This is a genomic window from Rhodococcus sp. FH8, assembly GCF_019266085.1.
GTDB lineage: Bacteria > Actinomycetota > Actinomycetes > Mycobacteriales > Mycobacteriaceae > Rhodococcus_F > Rhodococcus_F qingshengii.
Genome location: NZ_LPNQ01000057.1, coordinates 891,075 through 907,262 on the forward strand (window position 1 = coordinate 891,075; position 16,188 = coordinate 907,262).

At 61.9% G+C, this 16,188-nt stretch carries 16 protein-coding genes; 4 read left to right on the plus strand and 12 right to left on the minus strand.

Going from position 1 to position 16,188, the window contains the following annotated elements:
• Nucleotides 1–9: 9 nt before the first annotated feature.
• The 6 genes from ATN38_RS06945 to ATN38_RS06970 all read right to left on the minus strand — a co-directional run bounded on the left by ATN38_RS06945 (nt 10) and on the right by ATN38_RS06970 (nt 6,250).
• Complete coding sequence (locus tag ATN38_RS06945) at nt 10–681, minus strand: signal peptidase I (protein ID WP_223304718.1); 672 nt, start codon at nt 679–681, stop codon at nt 10–12.
• 65 nt (nt 682–746) lie between these two features.
• On the minus strand, nt 747–1,289 hold the full coding sequence (locus tag ATN38_RS06950) for a hypothetical protein (protein ID WP_019745195.1): 543 nt from the start codon (nt 1,287–1,289) through the stop codon (nt 747–749).
• A gap of 26 nt (nt 1,290–1,315) precedes the next feature.
• On the minus strand, nt 1,316–1,816 hold the full coding sequence (locus tag ATN38_RS06955; RefSeq protein WP_003939763.1) for an alternate-type signal peptide domain-containing protein: 501 nt from the start codon (nt 1,814–1,816) through the stop codon (nt 1,316–1,318).
• A 218-nt stretch (nt 1,817–2,034) separates the two neighbouring features.
• Nucleotides 2,035–2,976, minus strand: a complete 942-nt coding sequence (locus ATN38_RS06960) for an Ig-like domain-containing protein (RefSeq protein WP_082893093.1) — start codon at nt 2,974–2,976, stop codon at nt 2,035–2,037.
• Nucleotides 2,977–3,698: 722 nt separating this feature from the next.
• A complete protein-coding gene (locus ATN38_RS06965; protein ID WP_064443755.1) occupies nt 3,699–5,294 on the minus strand; it encodes an amidohydrolase in 1,596 nt (531 codons plus the stop codon).
• A complete protein-coding gene (locus tag ATN38_RS06970; RefSeq protein WP_030535190.1) occupies nt 5,291–6,250 on the minus strand; it encodes a DMT family transporter in 960 nt (319 codons plus the stop codon). The genes ATN38_RS06965 and ATN38_RS06970 overlap by 4 nt, the downstream gene beginning before the upstream one ends.
• Nucleotides 6,251–6,301: 51 nt before the next feature.
• Between ATN38_RS06970 and ATN38_RS06975 the strand changes: the two genes are divergently transcribed.
• Both ATN38_RS06975 and ATN38_RS06980 read left to right on the plus strand, forming a co-directional pair.
• A complete protein-coding gene (locus tag ATN38_RS06975; protein WP_021332048.1) occupies nt 6,302–6,859 on the plus strand; it encodes a TetR/AcrR family transcriptional regulator in 558 nt (185 codons plus the stop codon).
• A 208-nt stretch (nt 6,860–7,067) separates the two neighbouring features.
• Entirely contained in the window at nt 7,068–8,708 is a 1,641-nt protein-coding gene (locus tag ATN38_RS06980) for an ABC-F family ATP-binding cassette domain-containing protein (RefSeq protein ID WP_058037711.1), read from the plus strand.
• A 68-nt stretch (nt 8,709–8,776) separates the two neighbouring features.
• Here the strand turns inward: ATN38_RS06980 and ATN38_RS06985 are convergent, their stop codons facing one another.
• The 6 genes from ATN38_RS06985 to ATN38_RS07010 form a co-directional block, all read right to left on the minus strand.
• Nucleotides 8,777–9,265 carry a nuclear transport factor 2 family protein gene (locus ATN38_RS06985; protein WP_030535188.1) on the minus strand — a complete coding sequence of 163 codons (489 nt, stop codon included), beginning with the start codon at nt 9,263–9,265 and terminating at the stop codon, nt 8,777–8,779.
• A gap of 26 nt (nt 9,266–9,291) precedes the next feature.
• Nucleotides 9,292–10,605 carry an MFS transporter gene (locus ATN38_RS06990; RefSeq protein WP_007731424.1) on the minus strand — a complete coding sequence of 438 codons (1,314 nt, stop codon included), beginning with the start codon at nt 10,603–10,605 and terminating at the stop codon, nt 9,292–9,294.
• 76 nt (nt 10,606–10,681) lie between these two features.
• Nucleotides 10,682–12,139: an FAD-dependent oxidoreductase gene (locus ATN38_RS06995; protein ID WP_050654819.1), complete on the minus strand. Its 1,458-nt coding sequence runs from the start codon at nt 12,137–12,139 to the stop codon at nt 10,682–10,684.
• A complete protein-coding gene (locus tag ATN38_RS07000; RefSeq protein ID WP_218747750.1) occupies nt 12,136–12,918 on the minus strand; it encodes an SDR family NAD(P)-dependent oxidoreductase in 783 nt (260 codons plus the stop codon). Before ATN38_RS07000 ends, ATN38_RS06995 begins: the two co-directional genes overlap by 4 nt.
• The gene (locus tag ATN38_RS07005; protein ID WP_075834328.1) at nt 12,911–13,747 is read right to left on the minus strand and encodes an SDR family NAD(P)-dependent oxidoreductase; all 837 of its coding nucleotides are present in this window, start codon (nt 13,745–13,747) and stop codon (nt 12,911–12,913) included. The genes ATN38_RS07000 and ATN38_RS07005 overlap by 8 nt, the downstream gene beginning before the upstream one ends.
• A 49-nt stretch (nt 13,748–13,796) precedes the next feature.
• Nucleotides 13,797–14,246 (minus strand): nuclear transport factor 2 family protein, encoded by a 450-nt coding sequence (locus ATN38_RS07010; protein ID WP_054781475.1) that lies wholly within the window; start codon nt 14,244–14,246, stop codon nt 13,797–13,799.
• A gap of 138 nt (nt 14,247–14,384) precedes the next feature.
• Between ATN38_RS07010 and ATN38_RS07015 the strand changes: the two genes are divergently transcribed.
• Both ATN38_RS07015 and ATN38_RS07020 read left to right on the plus strand, forming a co-directional pair.
• A complete protein-coding gene (locus ATN38_RS07015) occupies nt 14,385–15,107 on the plus strand; it encodes an IclR family transcriptional regulator (RefSeq protein WP_058037709.1) in 723 nt (240 codons plus the stop codon).
• Nucleotides 15,108–15,221: 114 nt separating this feature from the next.
• A complete protein-coding gene (locus ATN38_RS07020; RefSeq protein WP_007731415.1) occupies nt 15,222–16,187 on the plus strand; it encodes a pirin family protein in 966 nt (321 codons plus the stop codon).
• Nucleotide 16,188: the final 1 nt, after the last annotated feature.

The window sequence follows — 16,188 nt, forward strand, 5'->3', positions numbered from 1 at the left end:
TCTGCTGTCCTATTTCGATTCGGAGGTTGGTGCCGATGGATCGGCGGGCAATACCGGCGCGCCGAGTTCAGGGCCGGAAAGAGTCGGGTCTGTGCCACTTTCGTCGTCACCGGCCTTGCCCCGCTTGTCGCGGATGCCACTGACGACCATCCACACGGCATATACAGCCAGGCCCGCAGCTACGCCTGTGGTGAGAATCGAACGCGATTGCCCGTTGATCACCGAGTTCACCCGGCCCAGATACGGCACCGAGTAGATGACCCGACCACGGATCTGCTCGGGCACCAGCGACCACGAGTCGGCGACGGGGTTGTTGTCGCCGCGAGTGTGGATGCGACGCTCCCCTTCCCCCGTGTAATAGATGCCTTCGATGCGGTGGGTGACCACCGCTGGATCGCCGGAGACGGGCTGGAACGTGATCACGTCCCCGGTGGTCAGATCCTCGTTGGGGGTCGGCTTGACCACGATGAGCGTGCCAGGGGGCATGGTCGGTTCCATCGAACCGGTGAGAACCGTGTACGCGGTGGAGCCGGTGAGTCGAGGGATAACGACCATCACCGCGAGAATGCCGACCATCAGCAGCAGCAGTACCCACGAGACGATGGTGCGAGTCCACCACCATAGGGTGGTCTTGTCGTCTCCGCCTTGTTCGGGATCATGTTGCCGCTCAGATGTTTCCACGTGTGCGCTGTGCCGGGGTCGATACTCGGCACGTTCGCCTGCACGCCGGCTTCTCGCGGTGACGGTCATGACTGGCTCACTGAGCTTGCGTCGAAAGTGAACGTCGCGTTGGACTGCTGGCTCGCTGCCGCGCCCTGGCCCAGCGTGGCCCGCAGGCACAACACCTGCATCTGCCCGGCCGGAACCAGCTGTTCGGAAAAGGCCGCGCCGTCCATGGCACCGTTGTAGAGCTCAGTGCCCACGTCGCCAGTGGCGGTGCAGGCCGCCTCGTTGGCTACCTTGGCCACGCGCAGGCTCAGCGGCGGTGGGGTCGCGCCGTTGAGTACAACATCGGAAAGCACGTAGTTCATCTGCACGTTGCCGGAGTTGATCACCGGCAGTGGCATCTGAATGCTGTCGCCCGGGCCCTTGTTGTCCAACTTGAACCCATCGAGGTTGAACTGCTTGACCCCTTCTCCGCCGGCAGAGATATCGAGCATGCCTGCCTGGATAGTGCCGCCGGTCGATTCTGCGGTATCGCGCCACAGCGCGCCGGTCTGCTGCACCGAGACGAACCCGATGAGCAGAACCGACGACGCTGCGATCGCCCATTTGTATTGGGTCTTCACGTGACCTTCTTCTGGTTACGGATTAACTACGGGGTGAGCGTCTGCTCGAGGGTGACCGAGGCTCCCGACAGCGTGGCTGCCTGGCCAGCGCCGTCCGTGTTGGTGGTGTCCGGCTTGAACGTGATCGTCGTGGTGATATCGCGCGTGCCAGTGCCCGCGGAGACGCTCGCGTTCTGACCACCGGCAGTCGCGACCTCCAGCTTGCTCGCGAGAGCCCCGGAGATTCCGCCGACGGTAGGTGTCAGCGTCGCCTTCAGGTTTGTGCCGACGAGGGTGTAGTTGTACGTGGCGGTGTAGGTGAGTACGTCACCGGGGACAATTTTGTCGCTGGCCGGGTTGAACGTGTTCGCGCCGAGCTTCCATACGCCGGAGCCGGCCGCTTCGCTGATCGTCATCGAGCCGGCATTGACGGTCTGGCTTCCGCCAGCGCCGGTCGACGCGTTCCACGCAGCCATGGTTCCGGCACCACCTGCGAGCAGAACAGCAGCCGCACCTGCGGCGATCGCACCCTTTGTGGTCTTGTTCATCTGGTATTCCTCCTGTGCAGTTCGCGGCGGGACATCCGACGCGCTTGGTTGAGCCCGGGCCGTGCGGATGTGCACTCCGGTGAAACAGCCCCAGGAAGGGGCATGGGAAATGAAGCCGCCGAATTGAATTCGGTGACCGAGAAGGTTGGCGATGCGCGGAGATGGTCGAGATCGCCCCGTGCATCGCGAGGTCTAAGTGGCCGGTTGGGCCGGAGTGGTTATCCGCCGAGGCTGCCGAACAGGTCGAGACTTCCGAGCGAACCGGTGCTACTTCCGAGCGAACCGCTGCTGCTGCCACCTGGATCGGTGGTTTTCGCCGTGACCTTGACCGTGACCGCCGTGGAGGCGGGGCTGGTCCCACCCGCATTTGTCGCCGTGGCGGTGATCGGATGACTGCCGGGCGTGGTGATCGTCAGGTTGCAGCTGAAGTTCCCACTCGTATCCGCGGTGGCGGTGCAGGTGGCGCCGCCTCCGGTCACGGTGACGGTACTGTTCGGCTCTGCCTTGCCGGAGACCTTGACGGGTGTGCCCGCCTCTACTTCGGCCGAACCCAGAGTCAAACCGGTCGGCGCACTGGGAGCAACAACGACGGGCTCGCCCTCCACCAGGACGAGACCCCAGCCGGGGTTGATCTCGTATCCCTGCAAAACTTCGCCGGCAGGGATGCCAATCATGAAACCAGCCATCACGTTGGCGTTCTGTGCGAGAGGCGTTTTCACCAGCTCGATCCGCGTCGACGAATTCGCATTCGGCCCGATCACGAACTGCTGGCCGACCTGGCCGTCGAGCTTGCCCCGCACTGTCGCAGTGCCGCCGCCCGAGACGGACCAGCTCTCACTGAAAAGAGTGAGCGTGGCAGGAAGGTCGCAGACATTACGAACGTTGAAGGCCAACTGCGTGCCCTCGTCACCGGGGATCGGGATGTAGTCGGTTCCACTGGGATCGAAGGCCGCCGGCTTCACCCAGGGTCCACCGTTCTGGGACATCTCCAGGCACTGGTCAGTGATGTCGTCGCCCGGGGCGGCCGCGGCGCTACCAGGTGCAAGCAGCGCACCCGAGGTCGCGAGGAGCAGTGCAGCCGGCAGAGCCGCCAACACAGCAGTGGCGCGCCGGGGGAGACGGGATTCTCGTCCGTCCCCGACCGGGAAAAATCGAGGCATGTGAAGACTCATTTCGTCTGTCCCGTTGCCGGGCATTGGGTGAAGAGATGGCGGAACGAGGTACATCCGCCATCGGTGCCAAACATGTTGCAGAAAGCTTGCGAGCCGAACCGTGACGCTGTGCATGCCCTCGCTCATACATAGCAACCGCTCCGCTTCGGATCAATTTTTATCACACGTATCAGCTTTTGTGGCGGTTTTACTGGTCAAACGTTCAGAAGGAATTTCAACATCCCTCAAGGGCTAATTCTGCACCCTGACCAGTACCGTTAGAAATAGTTAGCTGCGCATCGCAACTATTTACCAAAAAGCGTTCTGCGATCGAACGGGCGATTCGTTCCTATCCAAACAAGAACAAGTTCTAGATGCTCTTGGTATGTCCGGGAATCCACGAACGAACTCGCCGAGAACAGCGACCCTCGAGCAAACAGAAAGATCGAGCCGTTTCGAGACCCCCGCATTTCGTCCACTAGCGCCACGGACACGGGCGCCATCGATCGCTGCGCCCCGCCGGATCGTCCGGCCAGGACAAACTCTCGCGCGTTCCGAAACCAGCACTCCACCAATAACTTTGTCCGACCATCGAATCGCGACTGCCCGTGCTGCATCCAAAGCTGTGGGCCAGGAAGCAAATTCGCTCCCCGGCCCACGTGCATCTACAGTTGCGAAGCCGGTAAGGAGTTGACTACCGGCACCCAATCCCAAGGTAAAACGACGAGCATCTACGCCCCGAAGACGGTCTCACCTCCGACAACCGTGCGCAGGACCGACAGTTCATTCAAGTCTGTCGAATCGCTGCGCAGCGGATCTCCGTCGAGCACAACAAAATCCGCCAAAAGTCCCACCGCTATCCGACCTTTGTCCGATGACTCACCGGTGAGACGAGCGGCTGCGCTTGTGTAGCCGGCCAGCGCCTCGGACGCGGAAACCCGTTGCTCCGCACCCAGAACGTGACCTTCTCGCGTCACACGATGTACGGCGGTGTTCATCGTGAAGAGCGGGTTCACTGGAGTGACAGGGCAGTCGCAATGCAGCGCGTAGGCAAGCCCCGCCGCCACGACCGACGCCACGGGGCTGATCCGCTCGCCGCGACCCGGTCCGAGAAAACGATCGCGGTGCCGGTCACCCCAGTAGTAGACGTGGTTCACGAAGATCGACGCCACCACCCCGAGTTCGACCATCCGCGCGATCTGATCTTCCCGCAACGTCTGAACGTGCTCGAGTCGATGCGAAACTTCGATGTCCGGGTGCGCCGTCCGTGCCGCTGCAATTGCGTCCAATGCAAAATCGATGGCCTGATCACCGTTGGTATGAATCGCAACGTGTCGGCCGACAGCGTGATGTTCCTCGACGAGTGCCCCGAGCGCACCTGCCGGGATTGCCATTCCGCCGCAGTGGCATCCGCCCAGATCGTGGTACGGCGCGGTCAGCGCAGCGGTGTGCAACTGAATCGACCCGTCCGAAATGAGTTTGACGCCGCCCACACGAACTCGCTCGGTCGGATCGGCGAGTTCACCCAACTGATCGTGAACCCCGTGGCCGAGATAGAGGCGCGCACGCAGCCTCAAGTCACCATCGGCGTCGAGTTGCCGGTACGCCTCGTACATCTCGGCCGTGACGTACATGTCGTGGAAACTCGTCACGCCCACCGACGCCATGACTTCCTGCGCCCGCAGCATCGCGATCTTGGACGCATCCGGGTTCATATCCGGAACAAGTCCGTGCACCAGAGACATTGCCGGAACCTCGCACAGTTCACCGGTGGGTACACCGTCGCTGTCTCGAACGATGACACCACCCTCCGGATCGACCGTGGTGGCATCGATCCCGGCCTTCTCCAGTGCGACCGAGTTGACATAGATTCCGTGAGCAGACAAGTGCCGCACCAGAATCGGATGATCGGTGGAAGCCTTGTCCAGATCAACCGCGGTCAGGCCTCGATCTTCCGCCACGAGGCTGTCGTCGAAGCCCCACGCTTCGATGGGCTCGCCAAGTGGTGTGATCGCGGCCCGCGCGGCCAACGCCGTGATCAACTTCTCGATGGTCGGGCACGTATTCGTCGTTGCGTCGACCCCACTGAGCATCAAACCCCACATCATCGGATGAAGGTGCGTCTCGATGAACCCCGGCACAACCACCGCTCCGGCGAGATCGACAACGGAGGTTTCGGAATCGGTCAGCGCCGAGATCTCGGCGTCAGTTCCGAGGGCGACAAATCTGCCGTCCTTGACTGCCACAGCGGTGGCGTTATCGCCGACCGCACCGTCCATGGCCCTGATGTCGCCGTTGATGTAGATGTGGTCAGCCGCCGTGGTCATACGCTTGTCTCCATTCGTTTTCCGACAACAGTCGTCGAGGATTTCTTCGCGGGTATCCGCGTCGCCACAACCACTCCGGCCAAAATCATTCCGGCACCCGCAAGTTGGACAAGAGTTGGGGTCTGTGCAAGCAGCACTGCGCCGAACAACAGTGCTGACGCCGATTGCAACACGAGGCTGGCGGCGACTGCACTTGCAGGCAGACGCTGACTGGCGCTGGCTACCAGCAGCCACCCGATCACCTGAGATACCAACGCGAGCAGCACAAGCCAGCCTTGAGCTACGAGCGAAGGGGTCAGATCCAAAGTTCCACTCACGAGGCCGTATGCACCTGCCGTGAGGGCAGTGGCTCCCGTCGAGACGAACATCGGCAACGCCGTTCTGCCCGCCGCCCGAGTAGCCAGACCCATGAGGAAGATGTAGACCGCGTACGCGCCTGCGGCGATCACGGCAAACGACACTCCGACAGCAGGATTCGACCCGGTGAGCGTTGTGCTCGTCCCGGCTACCAGAGCAACTCCGACAAAGAGCAACGGAAGGCTGGCGACCAGTTCCCGGCCGATCCGTTGGCGCAGGACAACGTAGCCGAGGATTGCGACGAACAGCACCTGCAAATTCAGGATCACAGTCGAAAGACCTGCCCCGATCGAATGAATCGACTCGTGCCAGAGCACCAGATCGATTCCGAGGAACGCGCCGGCAAGTAGAGACTTCACGATCCAGGGCGCCGAGACCGAAGGCCGGGGTGACCGACGACGCTGAACGAGCACGAGCATGCCGAGAGGGATGAGCGCATAGAGACACCGAAAGAATGCACCCGTCGACGGAGACACTCCTGAGAGTTCGTAGAGCACCGAGGTCAACCCGAGGATGCATGCACCGGTGACGACTACGCGCAGGTCACGACGGCGTAGTTGATCGCCGGACGGCTCGCGTGGCGATACTTCATCACTCATGGTGATAATGTATCACCGACGCGAAGCCTGTCATACAGGGAAGATGCGTGCATGAGAACTCCGGTTACCCGTGAACGCGTGATCGCTGCCGCAGCCGATCTCGTCGACAGCAAAGGCGCCGACGCTCTGGTACTGAGTCAACTCGCCGAGACCCTCGACGTCCGGCAGTCAGCGCTGTACAAACACGTCGACGGGGTCGACGACGTCCACCATCAACTCAGCCTCCTCGCACGCAGCCTTCTCGCCGAACAACTGCGTGCCGCCGCGGTCGGTCTCTCGCGCGACGACGCCGTCATGGCGCTCGCGGACGCATGGCGTGCGTTCGTCCGAGTACACCCCGGGCTCTACGCCATCACCGACCGCTACCCCACTGCTCCGCATCCCGATCTGGTCTCCGCCGTCGGCGAGGTGGTCGACGTCATCAACAAGGTGATCGCGGGATACGGTCTGAGCCCGGATGATTCGGAGCAGGCGGCGTGGTCTCTTCGCAGTGCGCTGCACGGCTTCTGCATCCTCGAATCGGTAGAGGGACAACCGGCCGGCACCGACCCGGATCGGGTGTATCGACGACTGGTCGAACTTCTCTGCGCCGGTATTGCTCGTATGTAGATACCGGCTCCTGTTATCGTCGGATGAAACAACACAGACCAAAAAGGATCAGACATGGTTGGTGAACTCGACATCTCCGGATAAAACCGGGCATGACGGCCACCGGCAGACGCCTCGGAGCGCTGCCGTCGTGGCCATGTTGTCGTTCACTTACCCGACTCTTCGCGGAGCAGCGTTGCCGCGCCCGCACAACACCTGAGGGCTATTCATGTCCGATACCTACATCGTTTGCTCGAATCTGTCTTTTGCCTGGCCGGACGACACTCCGGTCTTCGACGAATTGTCATTCACCGTGCCCGGCGGCCGAACCGGGCTGGTGGCCCAGAACGGCGTCGGGAAAAGCACTCTGCTCAGATTGATCGCCGGCCAGTTGCGGCCGCGCGCCGGCAGTGTGTCCGTCGACGGCGTTCTCGGATACCTTCCGCAGGACCTGCCACTGACGGGCGATCTGACCATTGCCGAGGTCTTGGGCATCGCCCCGACGCTCGCTGCGTTGGACGCAGTCGAATCCGGGGACACACGAGAAGAACACTTCACGACAATCGGGTCCGACTGGGATATCGAGGAACGAACGCGAGCCCAACTCGGTCGACTCGGTTTGGCCGACATGACGTTCGATCGTCGCCTCGACACTCTGAGCGGCGGGCAGGTCGTCTCGCTCGGACTGGCGGCGCAACTCCTGCGACGCCCCGATGTCCTTCTCCTCGACGAACCCACCAACAACCTCGACCTGGACGCGCGCCGCAGGCTTTACGACGTTCTCGACGACTGGAGTGGTTGTCTGTTGGTGGTCAGTCACGATCGAGGACTACTCGACCGCATGGACCGCATCGCCGAACTTCACAGCGGCGAGATCAGCTTCTACGGTGGCAATTTCACCGACTACGAAGCCGCGGCACGCTCGGCTCGCGAAGTGGCGGAGAAGAACATCCGCAACGCCGAGCAAGAGGTCAAGCGCGAGAAGCGCGAACTGCAGCAGGCCCGAGAACGTGCTTCGCGACGCGCAAGTAACGCTGCCCGCAATCTCGGGAACGCGGGCTTGCCCAAGATCTTTGCGGGGACCATGAAGCGCAATGCTCAGGAGTCGGCAGGCAAGGCCAACGAGACGCACCTCGCCCGGGTCGACGCGGCTAAGGACCGACTCGACAAAGCGGGCCGCGCTCTTCGAGACGACCAGACGATTTCACTCGAATTGCCTGGCACACATGTACCCGCCGGCCGGACGGTGTTCCTCGGTGAGCGAATGCAATTCGCGTTCGGTGATCATGCGATCTTCGCCGACTCCGGAATCGACCTGGCCATTCGAGGACCGGAGCGTATCGCGTTGACCGGGCCGAACGGCGTCGGAAAGTCGACGTTGCTACGCATCGTCAACGGGGATGTGGCGCCGACTTCCGGTGAGATCACGCGAGCCGACGGTCGAGTGGCATACCTGTCGCAGAGGCTCGACCTACTCGACCCCGCACGCACCGTCGCAGAGAACTTTGCCTTGTCTGCTCCAGGCCTACCGGCACCGGAACGCATGAACATCCTGGCGCGCTTCCTCTTTCGGGGTGCGGGTGCTCATCTTCCCGTCGCTGCACTCTCGGGCGGTGAACGACTGCGGGCTACATTGGCGTGCGTTCTCTTCGCCGATCCGGCCCCGCAGCTGCTTCTTCTCGACGAGCCGACCAACAACCTCGACTTGGTGAGCGTTGCTCAACTCGAAAGTGCCCTGAATGCATATCAGGGGGCGTTCGTGGTGGTCAGCCACGACGAGAGATTCCTGGCCGAGGTCAAGGTCGAACGCTGGCTCAGGCTCTCGGACGGCCGTTTGACCGAGGTCGCCGCACCGGGCGCATTGGGCTGACACGAGAAGTGAACAGGCGAAAGGCCTTCACACACGATGTGTGTGAAGGCCTTCGTCTGCACTACTGGTCAAGGCGTCCTGGTGTACACCGGATCGTCGAAGGATCGACGTTGCGTCACCCAGTCCGTGGACAGGATGTTCTCGATCACGTCTTCACGGGATTCGTCGAACACGACAATCCGATCGGCGATTCGCCATTCACCGTGGCGCCTTTCGAACCTATCGACGTAACGGCATTTGATCGTCGCAAGCGTCTGCACCGTATCCGTACCGGAACGCTCTTGCCGCAGAAAGCACAAACAGTACGACTCGCACTGAGCGACATCGCCGTTGACGTCGATCAGTATGTTGGAAATGCAGTGAATCGACGAGTCGATCGTCTTGTGTCTGAGCTTCATGTCTTCGATCAGCCCGTCGACGGTTCCGATGTAACCGCCGTGGTTGTCTATCGCGTCGTCGAAGTAGCAGAGGGCCACGCTGTCGAAATCCTTCCGATCGACGGCCCGAGCGTAGCGATACAGAACTTCGGTGATTTCTTGCTTGTCAGCGAGGGACACGGTCAGGCTCCTGTTCTACCCGATGATCAATCAACCTGCAGTTCAACACCCTTGGTCTCCTTGATGAAGAAGACCGTGACGAGGGTGATCACCGCACAGAAGACGAAGTATCCAGCCGGAGCGAGAGAGTTGCCGGTCAAGCTGATGAGATAGGTGGCGATGAAAGGCGCGGTGCCACCGAGGAACATGTTGGTGACGTTGTTACCCAATGCCAGACCGCTGTACCGCACAGATGCTTTCAGCATTTCGACATAGGTCACGTACGAAGCACCGTTGACAACGGAAACGCAGATGAAGAGCACTGACTGACCGACAACCGCCTGCCAGATGCCAGAACCGGCCATCATCATGAACATCGGGATTCCGAGAACCACTGCGGCGGCACTACCGGCGAACAGCACCGGCCGACGCCCGTACTTGTCTGCCATGTATCCCGAGATCGGCAACGTGATGACGCCGAGAACCAGTGCAAGAGAGGTGGAAAGGAAAGCAACGCGCGACGAATGACCGCCGGTGGTCTGCAGGTACGTCGCGGCATACACCGAGGCGATGTAGTAACCGCCGGTGATGAGTGCGCCCAGCAGGATGATCTTGACGACGCTGCCACCGGAGGTGCTGAGCAACTCACGGATGGGAAGCTTCTTGGTCTCACCCTTGTCCTGCAGTTCTTCGAACTGAGGAGTGTCTTCCATCTGGCTGCGGATCCAGATACCGATGCCACCGATCAGCAGGCTGAGCAGGAACGGGATACGCCAAGCCCATTCGAGGATCTGCTCTTGCGAGAACACCGACGTCAGGCCGAGGGCCATGAGCGAAGCTGCCAGCGAACCCAGGTAGGTGCCGGTATTGACCATCGAGGTCTGCGTCGCACGCCACCGTTTGGGAGCGGACTCGGAGACGAACGCGTTGGCGCCGCCGAGTTCACCGCCGGCCGCGAAGCCCTGCAGGCAACGAGCCAGAACCAGGATGGACGTCGCCCACACACCCAACGTGGCGTAAGTCGGCAGCAGGCCCATTCCGGCTGTCGCGAGAACCATCAGGAGGATGGTCCAGGACAGCGCGTTCTTGCGGCCGTACTTGTCGCCGATGTGGCCGAAGAAGATGCCGCCGGGCACGCGTAGGAAGAAGGCCACGGCGAATGCTGCAAAGGTACCGAGCAGTGCTGCGTTCGGGTCATGGGAAACGAAGAACAGCGCGGCGATCGTCGTGGCCATGTATCCGTAGATACCGAAGTCGTAGTACTCGACGACGGTACCGACGATGGCCGCGCGAATTACCTTCGTCGTCGACTGTCGTTCGGTTGCCACGCTGCTGCCCTCGGTGGATTCGGCTCTCGCCATGGTCTCATTCTCTGACATGTTGTTCCCTGCCTGGATTGGATACTGACTGGATTCGGTGCCGCGCAGACGTCGGACGTCAGGAGTGCGCGATGGAATGGACCGGTGCGCTCTCAGCGCTGGTCCTGGTGTAATTCGCCGCATTACGTCCCGCTACGCGGCCCATGGTCAAAGCGTTGGCAACCGCATTGCCGCCGCCCACGTATCTCAGTCCGAGGATTCCGGCGCCGGCCTCACCTGCGGCGTACAGACCCTCGATAGGTACTCCGGTGCTGCCGAGCACGGCCGCATCGGTGTTGATCTCCATTCCCGCATGCGTACAGACGAGCTCTGCCGGAAGGATTTTCGCGGCATAGAACGGAGCTGTCGCAATAGGATCCGGATTGCCGACGGCACCCTTGTTCCGCAACGTGCGATGGCGGAGGAAGTCGTCGTCGTGACCGCTGGGCAGTTGGTCGTTCCATCGACGCAGGGTTTGCGCCAACGTCGCAACCGGAACACCCGTAGCCACTGCGAGGTCTTCGATCGTGTCCGCACGAATCGTGCCACCGGCGGCAACTTCTTCCTCGATGCGTTCGGGATTCCAATCCGCATATCCTGGAGCCAGATTCACGCGAGCGTTCTCGTCGAAGATCATCCAACCGTATCCACCCTGATGGTCGATGATGCCGGTCGAGACCGCGTACGAGCTGTCCTCGTCCATGAAACGACGGCCGTCCTGGTTGACGTAGATCCGCGACTTCGGCGGAAAGCCGGCCTGCCAGTGGTGGAATCGCTGGAAGTAGACGGTGGGCAGCATCAGACCCCAGCCGTCGCCCGCCAGGGAAGCACCGAGGTCTTCGGCAAAACGAAGATGGTCTCCGCGGCTCCCCTCGGCTGCGACGACGAACAAGGCCTCTCCGGCCTTGTTCGCGTCCGGGAAGTGGCGTTCCACCAAACCTGGATCTTGCGCGAATCCACCGGAAGCAACAACGACGGCGCCCGCAGGCACCTCGATGTCGTCGGCGACAACGCCGACAACCCGACCGTCTTCCTCGATCAGCTTCTGCACCCGTGTTCCGAAGATGACCTCGATCCCGTGCTTACGACGAGCCTTGTCCAGCACCTGAATCAGTCCGTATCCCTGATCCTTGGGCACGTGGCCGCGCCAGACGTCCTCGACGCCGGCTTGGGCGAGTCCCGGCTGGTGAGCGTTACCTGAGATCGTCGCGGGAATCTCGACGCCGAGTCCGATGAGCCATTCCAGTGTCGGACCGGCGTTTTCGCAGAATGCACGAATCAATCCGGGTGAGAGCATCCACTGGTTGAGGTCCATGTAGTGCTGGAAGAACTTCTCTGCCGAGTCGTCGACGCCGAGGCCGGCCTGCACGCTCGTTCCGGCGGCCGTGAAGATACCGGCCGACAGCGCGGTGGATCCACCGAGTTCGGTTTCGGATTCGAACAGCAGAACGGATGCGCCTTCTTCAGCTGCCGACACCGCAGCGGCGAGACCTGCTCCGCCGCCACCGATGACAACGACGTCCCAGTGTTCGGTCATGAAAGTTCTCCAGTCTCCGCGATGATGCGGTGGTAAAGACCGTTCGACACCAACCCGCCGTCGACAGTGAGTTCCGTACCGGTGGTGTAGGTGGAACTGTTCGAGAGCAGGAACAGCACTGCTTCGGTGATCTCGTCGAGAGTTCCCATGCGTCCGAAGGGAACCGACTTCAGTGACGCGGCGACGAAGTCGTTCGCGCCGCCGAGCAGCGCCGTACCGACCAGTCCCGGGTGCACCGAGTTGACGCGAATCCCCCACTGCGCGAAGTTGCCTGCGGCCGACTTCGACAGACCGGTCAGACCCCACTTGCTCGACGAGTAAGCCGGAGAGAAGTATCCGATCTGACCGGCGATGGACGAGATGTTGACGATCGATCCGCCACCACTCTCGCGCATCAGCGGCGCCACCGCCTTCATACCGTAGAACGGGCCGAAGAGGTTGATCTTCATGGTCAGCTCCCAGATGTCGTTCGGGGTGTCCATGAATTCGAGCCGACGCGAGATACCGGCATTGTTGACCAGTCCGCCGAGTTCCCCACGGGTGGTGCGAATTTCGTCGACAACCCGGCCCCAGGCATCGGCATCGGTGACGTCGAGAAGATGAGCGGATGCCGATCCGCCTGCGGCGACGATGTCGTCGACCACGCCGGATGAATCCGAAACATCGGCAATGCAGACATGCGAACCGCGCGCGGCGAGAGTGTGCGCGTGATGCGCTCCCATCCCGGCAGCACCGCCGGTAACGAGAACGACGCCGGGATATGTCGTGGACTCAGACATGCCGCGAACCACCGTCCACCGCAATGCTGTGCCCGGTGACGTAGCGCGCGCTGTCCGAGAGCAGGAACAGCAGCGGGCCGAAGACCTCTTCGGGCGAGCCCAGACGATGCAGCGGTACCGCGTCGAGCGCCTTCGCGAGCGCGATCGGATCTTCCTGAACCCACTTCGTCATCGCCGTGTCGATGTAGCCGGGTGCAATGGAGTTGACCCGAATACCCTTGTCGCCGAACTCCACTGCGAGAGACTCCGTGAGGTGCGCAACGGCAGCTTTCGACGTGCAGTATGCGCCTCTCCCCTTCCGCACACGCAGCGCAGACACCGAAGACATGTTGACGATGGCGCCGCCGGGACCGAGGTGACGTGCCGCCGCCTGCGCACCGTAGAGCACTCCTTCGACATTGACACTCAGCGTTGCGCCGATCTGCTCCGGGGTGATCTCCTCGGCCAGCGCAAACGGGAAGATACCCGCATTGTTGATCCAGAAATCGACCCGGCCGAACTCCTTCAACGCCAACTGTGCAAGCAATTCATGCTCGTCGGGCTTGGTGACGTCGACCCGAGCTCCGACGACGCGACCCGGCTTGTCCGCCAGTGCATTCGATTCGAGGTCCGTGTTGATTCGTGCGGCCGTGGCGAGCATCTGCTCTTCGTTGATGTCGGCGCCGACGACATGTACGCCGCGCGTTGCCAGTCCTTCGGCGAACGTCGCACCCATACCCTGAGCCGCGCCGGTCACCACTGCCACCTTGCCTGCCAACTCCGGGTACACCGCCGACATCTGCGTCACAACGGTACGGCCCGGGTTCGTCTGGTCAGAGCTTTCGGTCATGATGTACTTCTCCTACTGAATATTGTTGTGCAAGAAACATTTCGGTACTTCAAGCTTGTTCGGACGCTCGGGGCGCGTCGTCGCGGGAGACGGTGCGGCGGGCGATCTTCCACCCCTCACCGACCCGAACCACGTGATCTGTGACAGTTGTCATCCGCACCAGTCGCGAGTCTCCGCCGCGAGCGGTGGCAACGATCTGCAGGTACCCGTGCACTGTGAGAGCACTCTCGTCCACCGCCTCGACGACGAGATTGGTCAGAACGTGGCGATGCACCTCGTCGGCAGCTTCCGCCGCAGCGAAGAAGCGAGCAGCAAAAGCCGCAAGGTCGTCGAAACCGACCACAGGTTCCGGATAACTGGGGGAATGAAACTCACCGCCATCGGTGAATGTCTGCGCCCAATCCTGCTGGCGCCCAGAGTCTATGCAATGACTCTGGTGGCCGTACAGCTGGTGGATTGCGGCAACATCCTCCGTTGCCACGACGCTGTAGTTGCTCATGAAGGTTCTCTCCGAACACGCTGTGCTGCATCCACCCGAAGGTTGTGCAGCTCCGTAAAGTGTGCGATAATCGCACACACTGTGCGATATGTTCAAAGCGTAAGTGGCATACCTCACAAACGTCAAGAAAGGGATTTGATGTCAGAGCTGAGCGAGGAACACCGACCGCGCAAAAGTGCAGTTCAAGTGGACTCGAGCATGTCGAAAACGCTGCACCATGGACTCGAGATCTTGGAACTCCTGACGTCCTATCCGCACGGTTTGTCAGTCACGGACATTGCCGACGGAGTGGGAGTCCACCGGACTGTCGCACATCGGTTGATCCGCACGCTCGAGGCTCATCACCTGTGCCGCAAGGACTCCTTCAAGCGCGTCACTCTCGGCGCCGGCCTGGTCACCCTCGCCGAACCGGTGGAACAGGATTTGCGCACTCTCGCTCGCCCGATACTTCAAGAACTTGCCGAGGCCACCGAGGCGACAGCGCACCTGGTGGTCCGCGAGAGCGATACCGAAGTGCGCGCGCTGATGGTGGTCGAACCGCGCAGCGCCAAGGTTCACGTCGCGTTTCATCCAGGGCAGGTCGATCCGATCGACCGCGGCTCCGCCGGGCTTTCCATCCTTGCCTCACTCCCGCCGACGAACGGGGAACGAGAGGAAGTGACGGCGGCACGCGCACGCGGCTACGCAGTGACCGTCGGCGAGGTCATCCCGTCCGTCCTGGGAATCTCGGCGGTGATCCCCGGCCGACGCCGCGACGCCATCTCCAGCCTCGGAATTTCCGTCTTCGACTCCGAGGACCAAGCAGCGCTGGGCGCCGAGGTCATGGCAGCGGCAAAAACCCTCGGCAGCATGTTGCGCTGATCCGAACACCAGTCGAGCCCCGGGAATACCCGGGGCTCGACTTTGTTGACTCCGAATGAGATAGTTGAACAATCAACTACCTGACATCAGCTTCACGGATACAAGGAGTACGACATGCCTGCTGTGACAGTCGAGAACATCTTGGCCCTGCCCCGTCTCGACGAGCCGGCAGAGTCAGCAGTCGACCGCCCCGTCAAGAGCATCACCACCGCACCGGTCGGATACGAAGGTGAAGGCTTTCCCGTTCACCGCGCCTTCGCCGGCATCGACCTCTCCGCCCTCGATCCCTTCATCCACATGGACCAGATGGGCGAGGTCAACTACGCACCCGGAGAACCCAAGGGCACACCGTGGCACCCGCACCGCGGCTTCGAAACCGTGACCTACATGATCGACGGCATCATGGAGCACCAGGACTCCAACGGTGGCGGTGGCATTATCGGCGGCGGCGACACCCAGTGGATGACCGCGGGTGGCGGCATCCTCCACATCGAAACTCCGCCGGAGCACCTCGTCCTCAGCGGCGGCCTTTTCCACGGCGTCCAACTGTGGGTCAACCTGCCTCGCGACAACAAGATGGCATCTCCGCGGTACCAGGACATCACCGGTAACAAGGTGGCCCTGCTTTCCTCGCCGGACGGCGGAGCCTTGGTACGCGTCATCGCCGGAGACATCGCCGGCCACGCCGGACCCGGATCGACGTACACACCCATCGCGCTCTCCCACACGACTGTGGCCCCGGGTGCGAGCCTGACGCTTCCGTGGAACCCCGAGTTCAACGCGATCGTCTACGTCCTCGCCGGCGAAGGCACGGTCGGGGCCGAGCGTCGGCCCATTCGTGTCGGACAGACAGCTGTCTTCGGACGCGGTGACTCCATCACCGTCGCCGCTTCCGATCGCCAGGATTCACGGACCGAATCTCTCGAGGTATTCATCCTCGGCGGCAAACCGATTCGTGAGCCCATCGCGATGGCCGGGCCGTTCGTCATGAACACCAAGTCCGAGGTCATGCAGGCCTTCGAGGACTTCCAGGCCGGACGCCTGGGATCCATCCCGGCGGCACACGAGACGCTGAGCTGAC

Coding starts and splice junctions, on each gene's coding strand:
- ATN38_RS07020 (WP_007731415.1), top strand. CDS start 15,222: ATGCCTGCTGTGACAGTCGAGAACATCTTGGCCCTGCCCCGTCTCGAC.
- ATN38_RS06980 (WP_058037711.1), top strand. CDS start 7,068: ATGTCCGATACCTACATCGTTTGCTCGAATCTGTCTTTTGCCTGGCCG.
- ATN38_RS07015 (WP_058037709.1), top strand. CDS start 14,385: ATGTCAGAGCTGAGCGAGGAACACCGACCGCGCAAAAGTGCAGTTCAA.
- ATN38_RS06960 (WP_082893093.1), bottom strand. CDS start 2,976: ATGCCTCGATTTTTCCCGGTCGGGGACGGACGAGAATCCCGTCTCCCC.
- ATN38_RS06995 (WP_050654819.1), bottom strand. CDS start 12,139: ATGACCGAACACTGGGACGTCGTTGTCATCGGTGGCGGCGGAGCAGGT.
- ATN38_RS06970 (WP_030535190.1), bottom strand. CDS start 6,250: ATGAGTGATGAAGTATCGCCACGCGAGCCGTCCGGCGATCAACTACGC.
- ATN38_RS06965 (WP_064443755.1), bottom strand. CDS start 5,294: ATGACCACGGCGGCTGACCACATCTACATCAACGGCGACATCAGGGCC.
- ATN38_RS07000 (WP_218747750.1), bottom strand. CDS start 12,918: ATGTCTGAGTCCACGACATATCCCGGCGTCGTTCTCGTTACCGGCGGT.
- ATN38_RS07010 (WP_054781475.1), bottom strand. CDS start 14,246: ATGAGCAACTACAGCGTCGTGGCAACGGAGGATGTTGCCGCAATCCAC.
- ATN38_RS07005 (WP_075834328.1), bottom strand. CDS start 13,747: ATGACCGAAAGCTCTGACCAGACGAACCCGGGCCGTACCGTTGTGACG.
- ATN38_RS06975 (WP_021332048.1), top strand. CDS start 6,302: ATGAGAACTCCGGTTACCCGTGAACGCGTGATCGCTGCCGCAGCCGAT.
- ATN38_RS06990 (WP_007731424.1), bottom strand. CDS start 10,605: ATGGCGAGAGCCGAATCCACCGAGGGCAGCAGCGTGGCAACCGAACGA.
- ATN38_RS06955 (WP_003939763.1), bottom strand. CDS start 1,816: ATGAACAAGACCACAAAGGGTGCGATCGCCGCAGGTGCGGCTGCTGTT.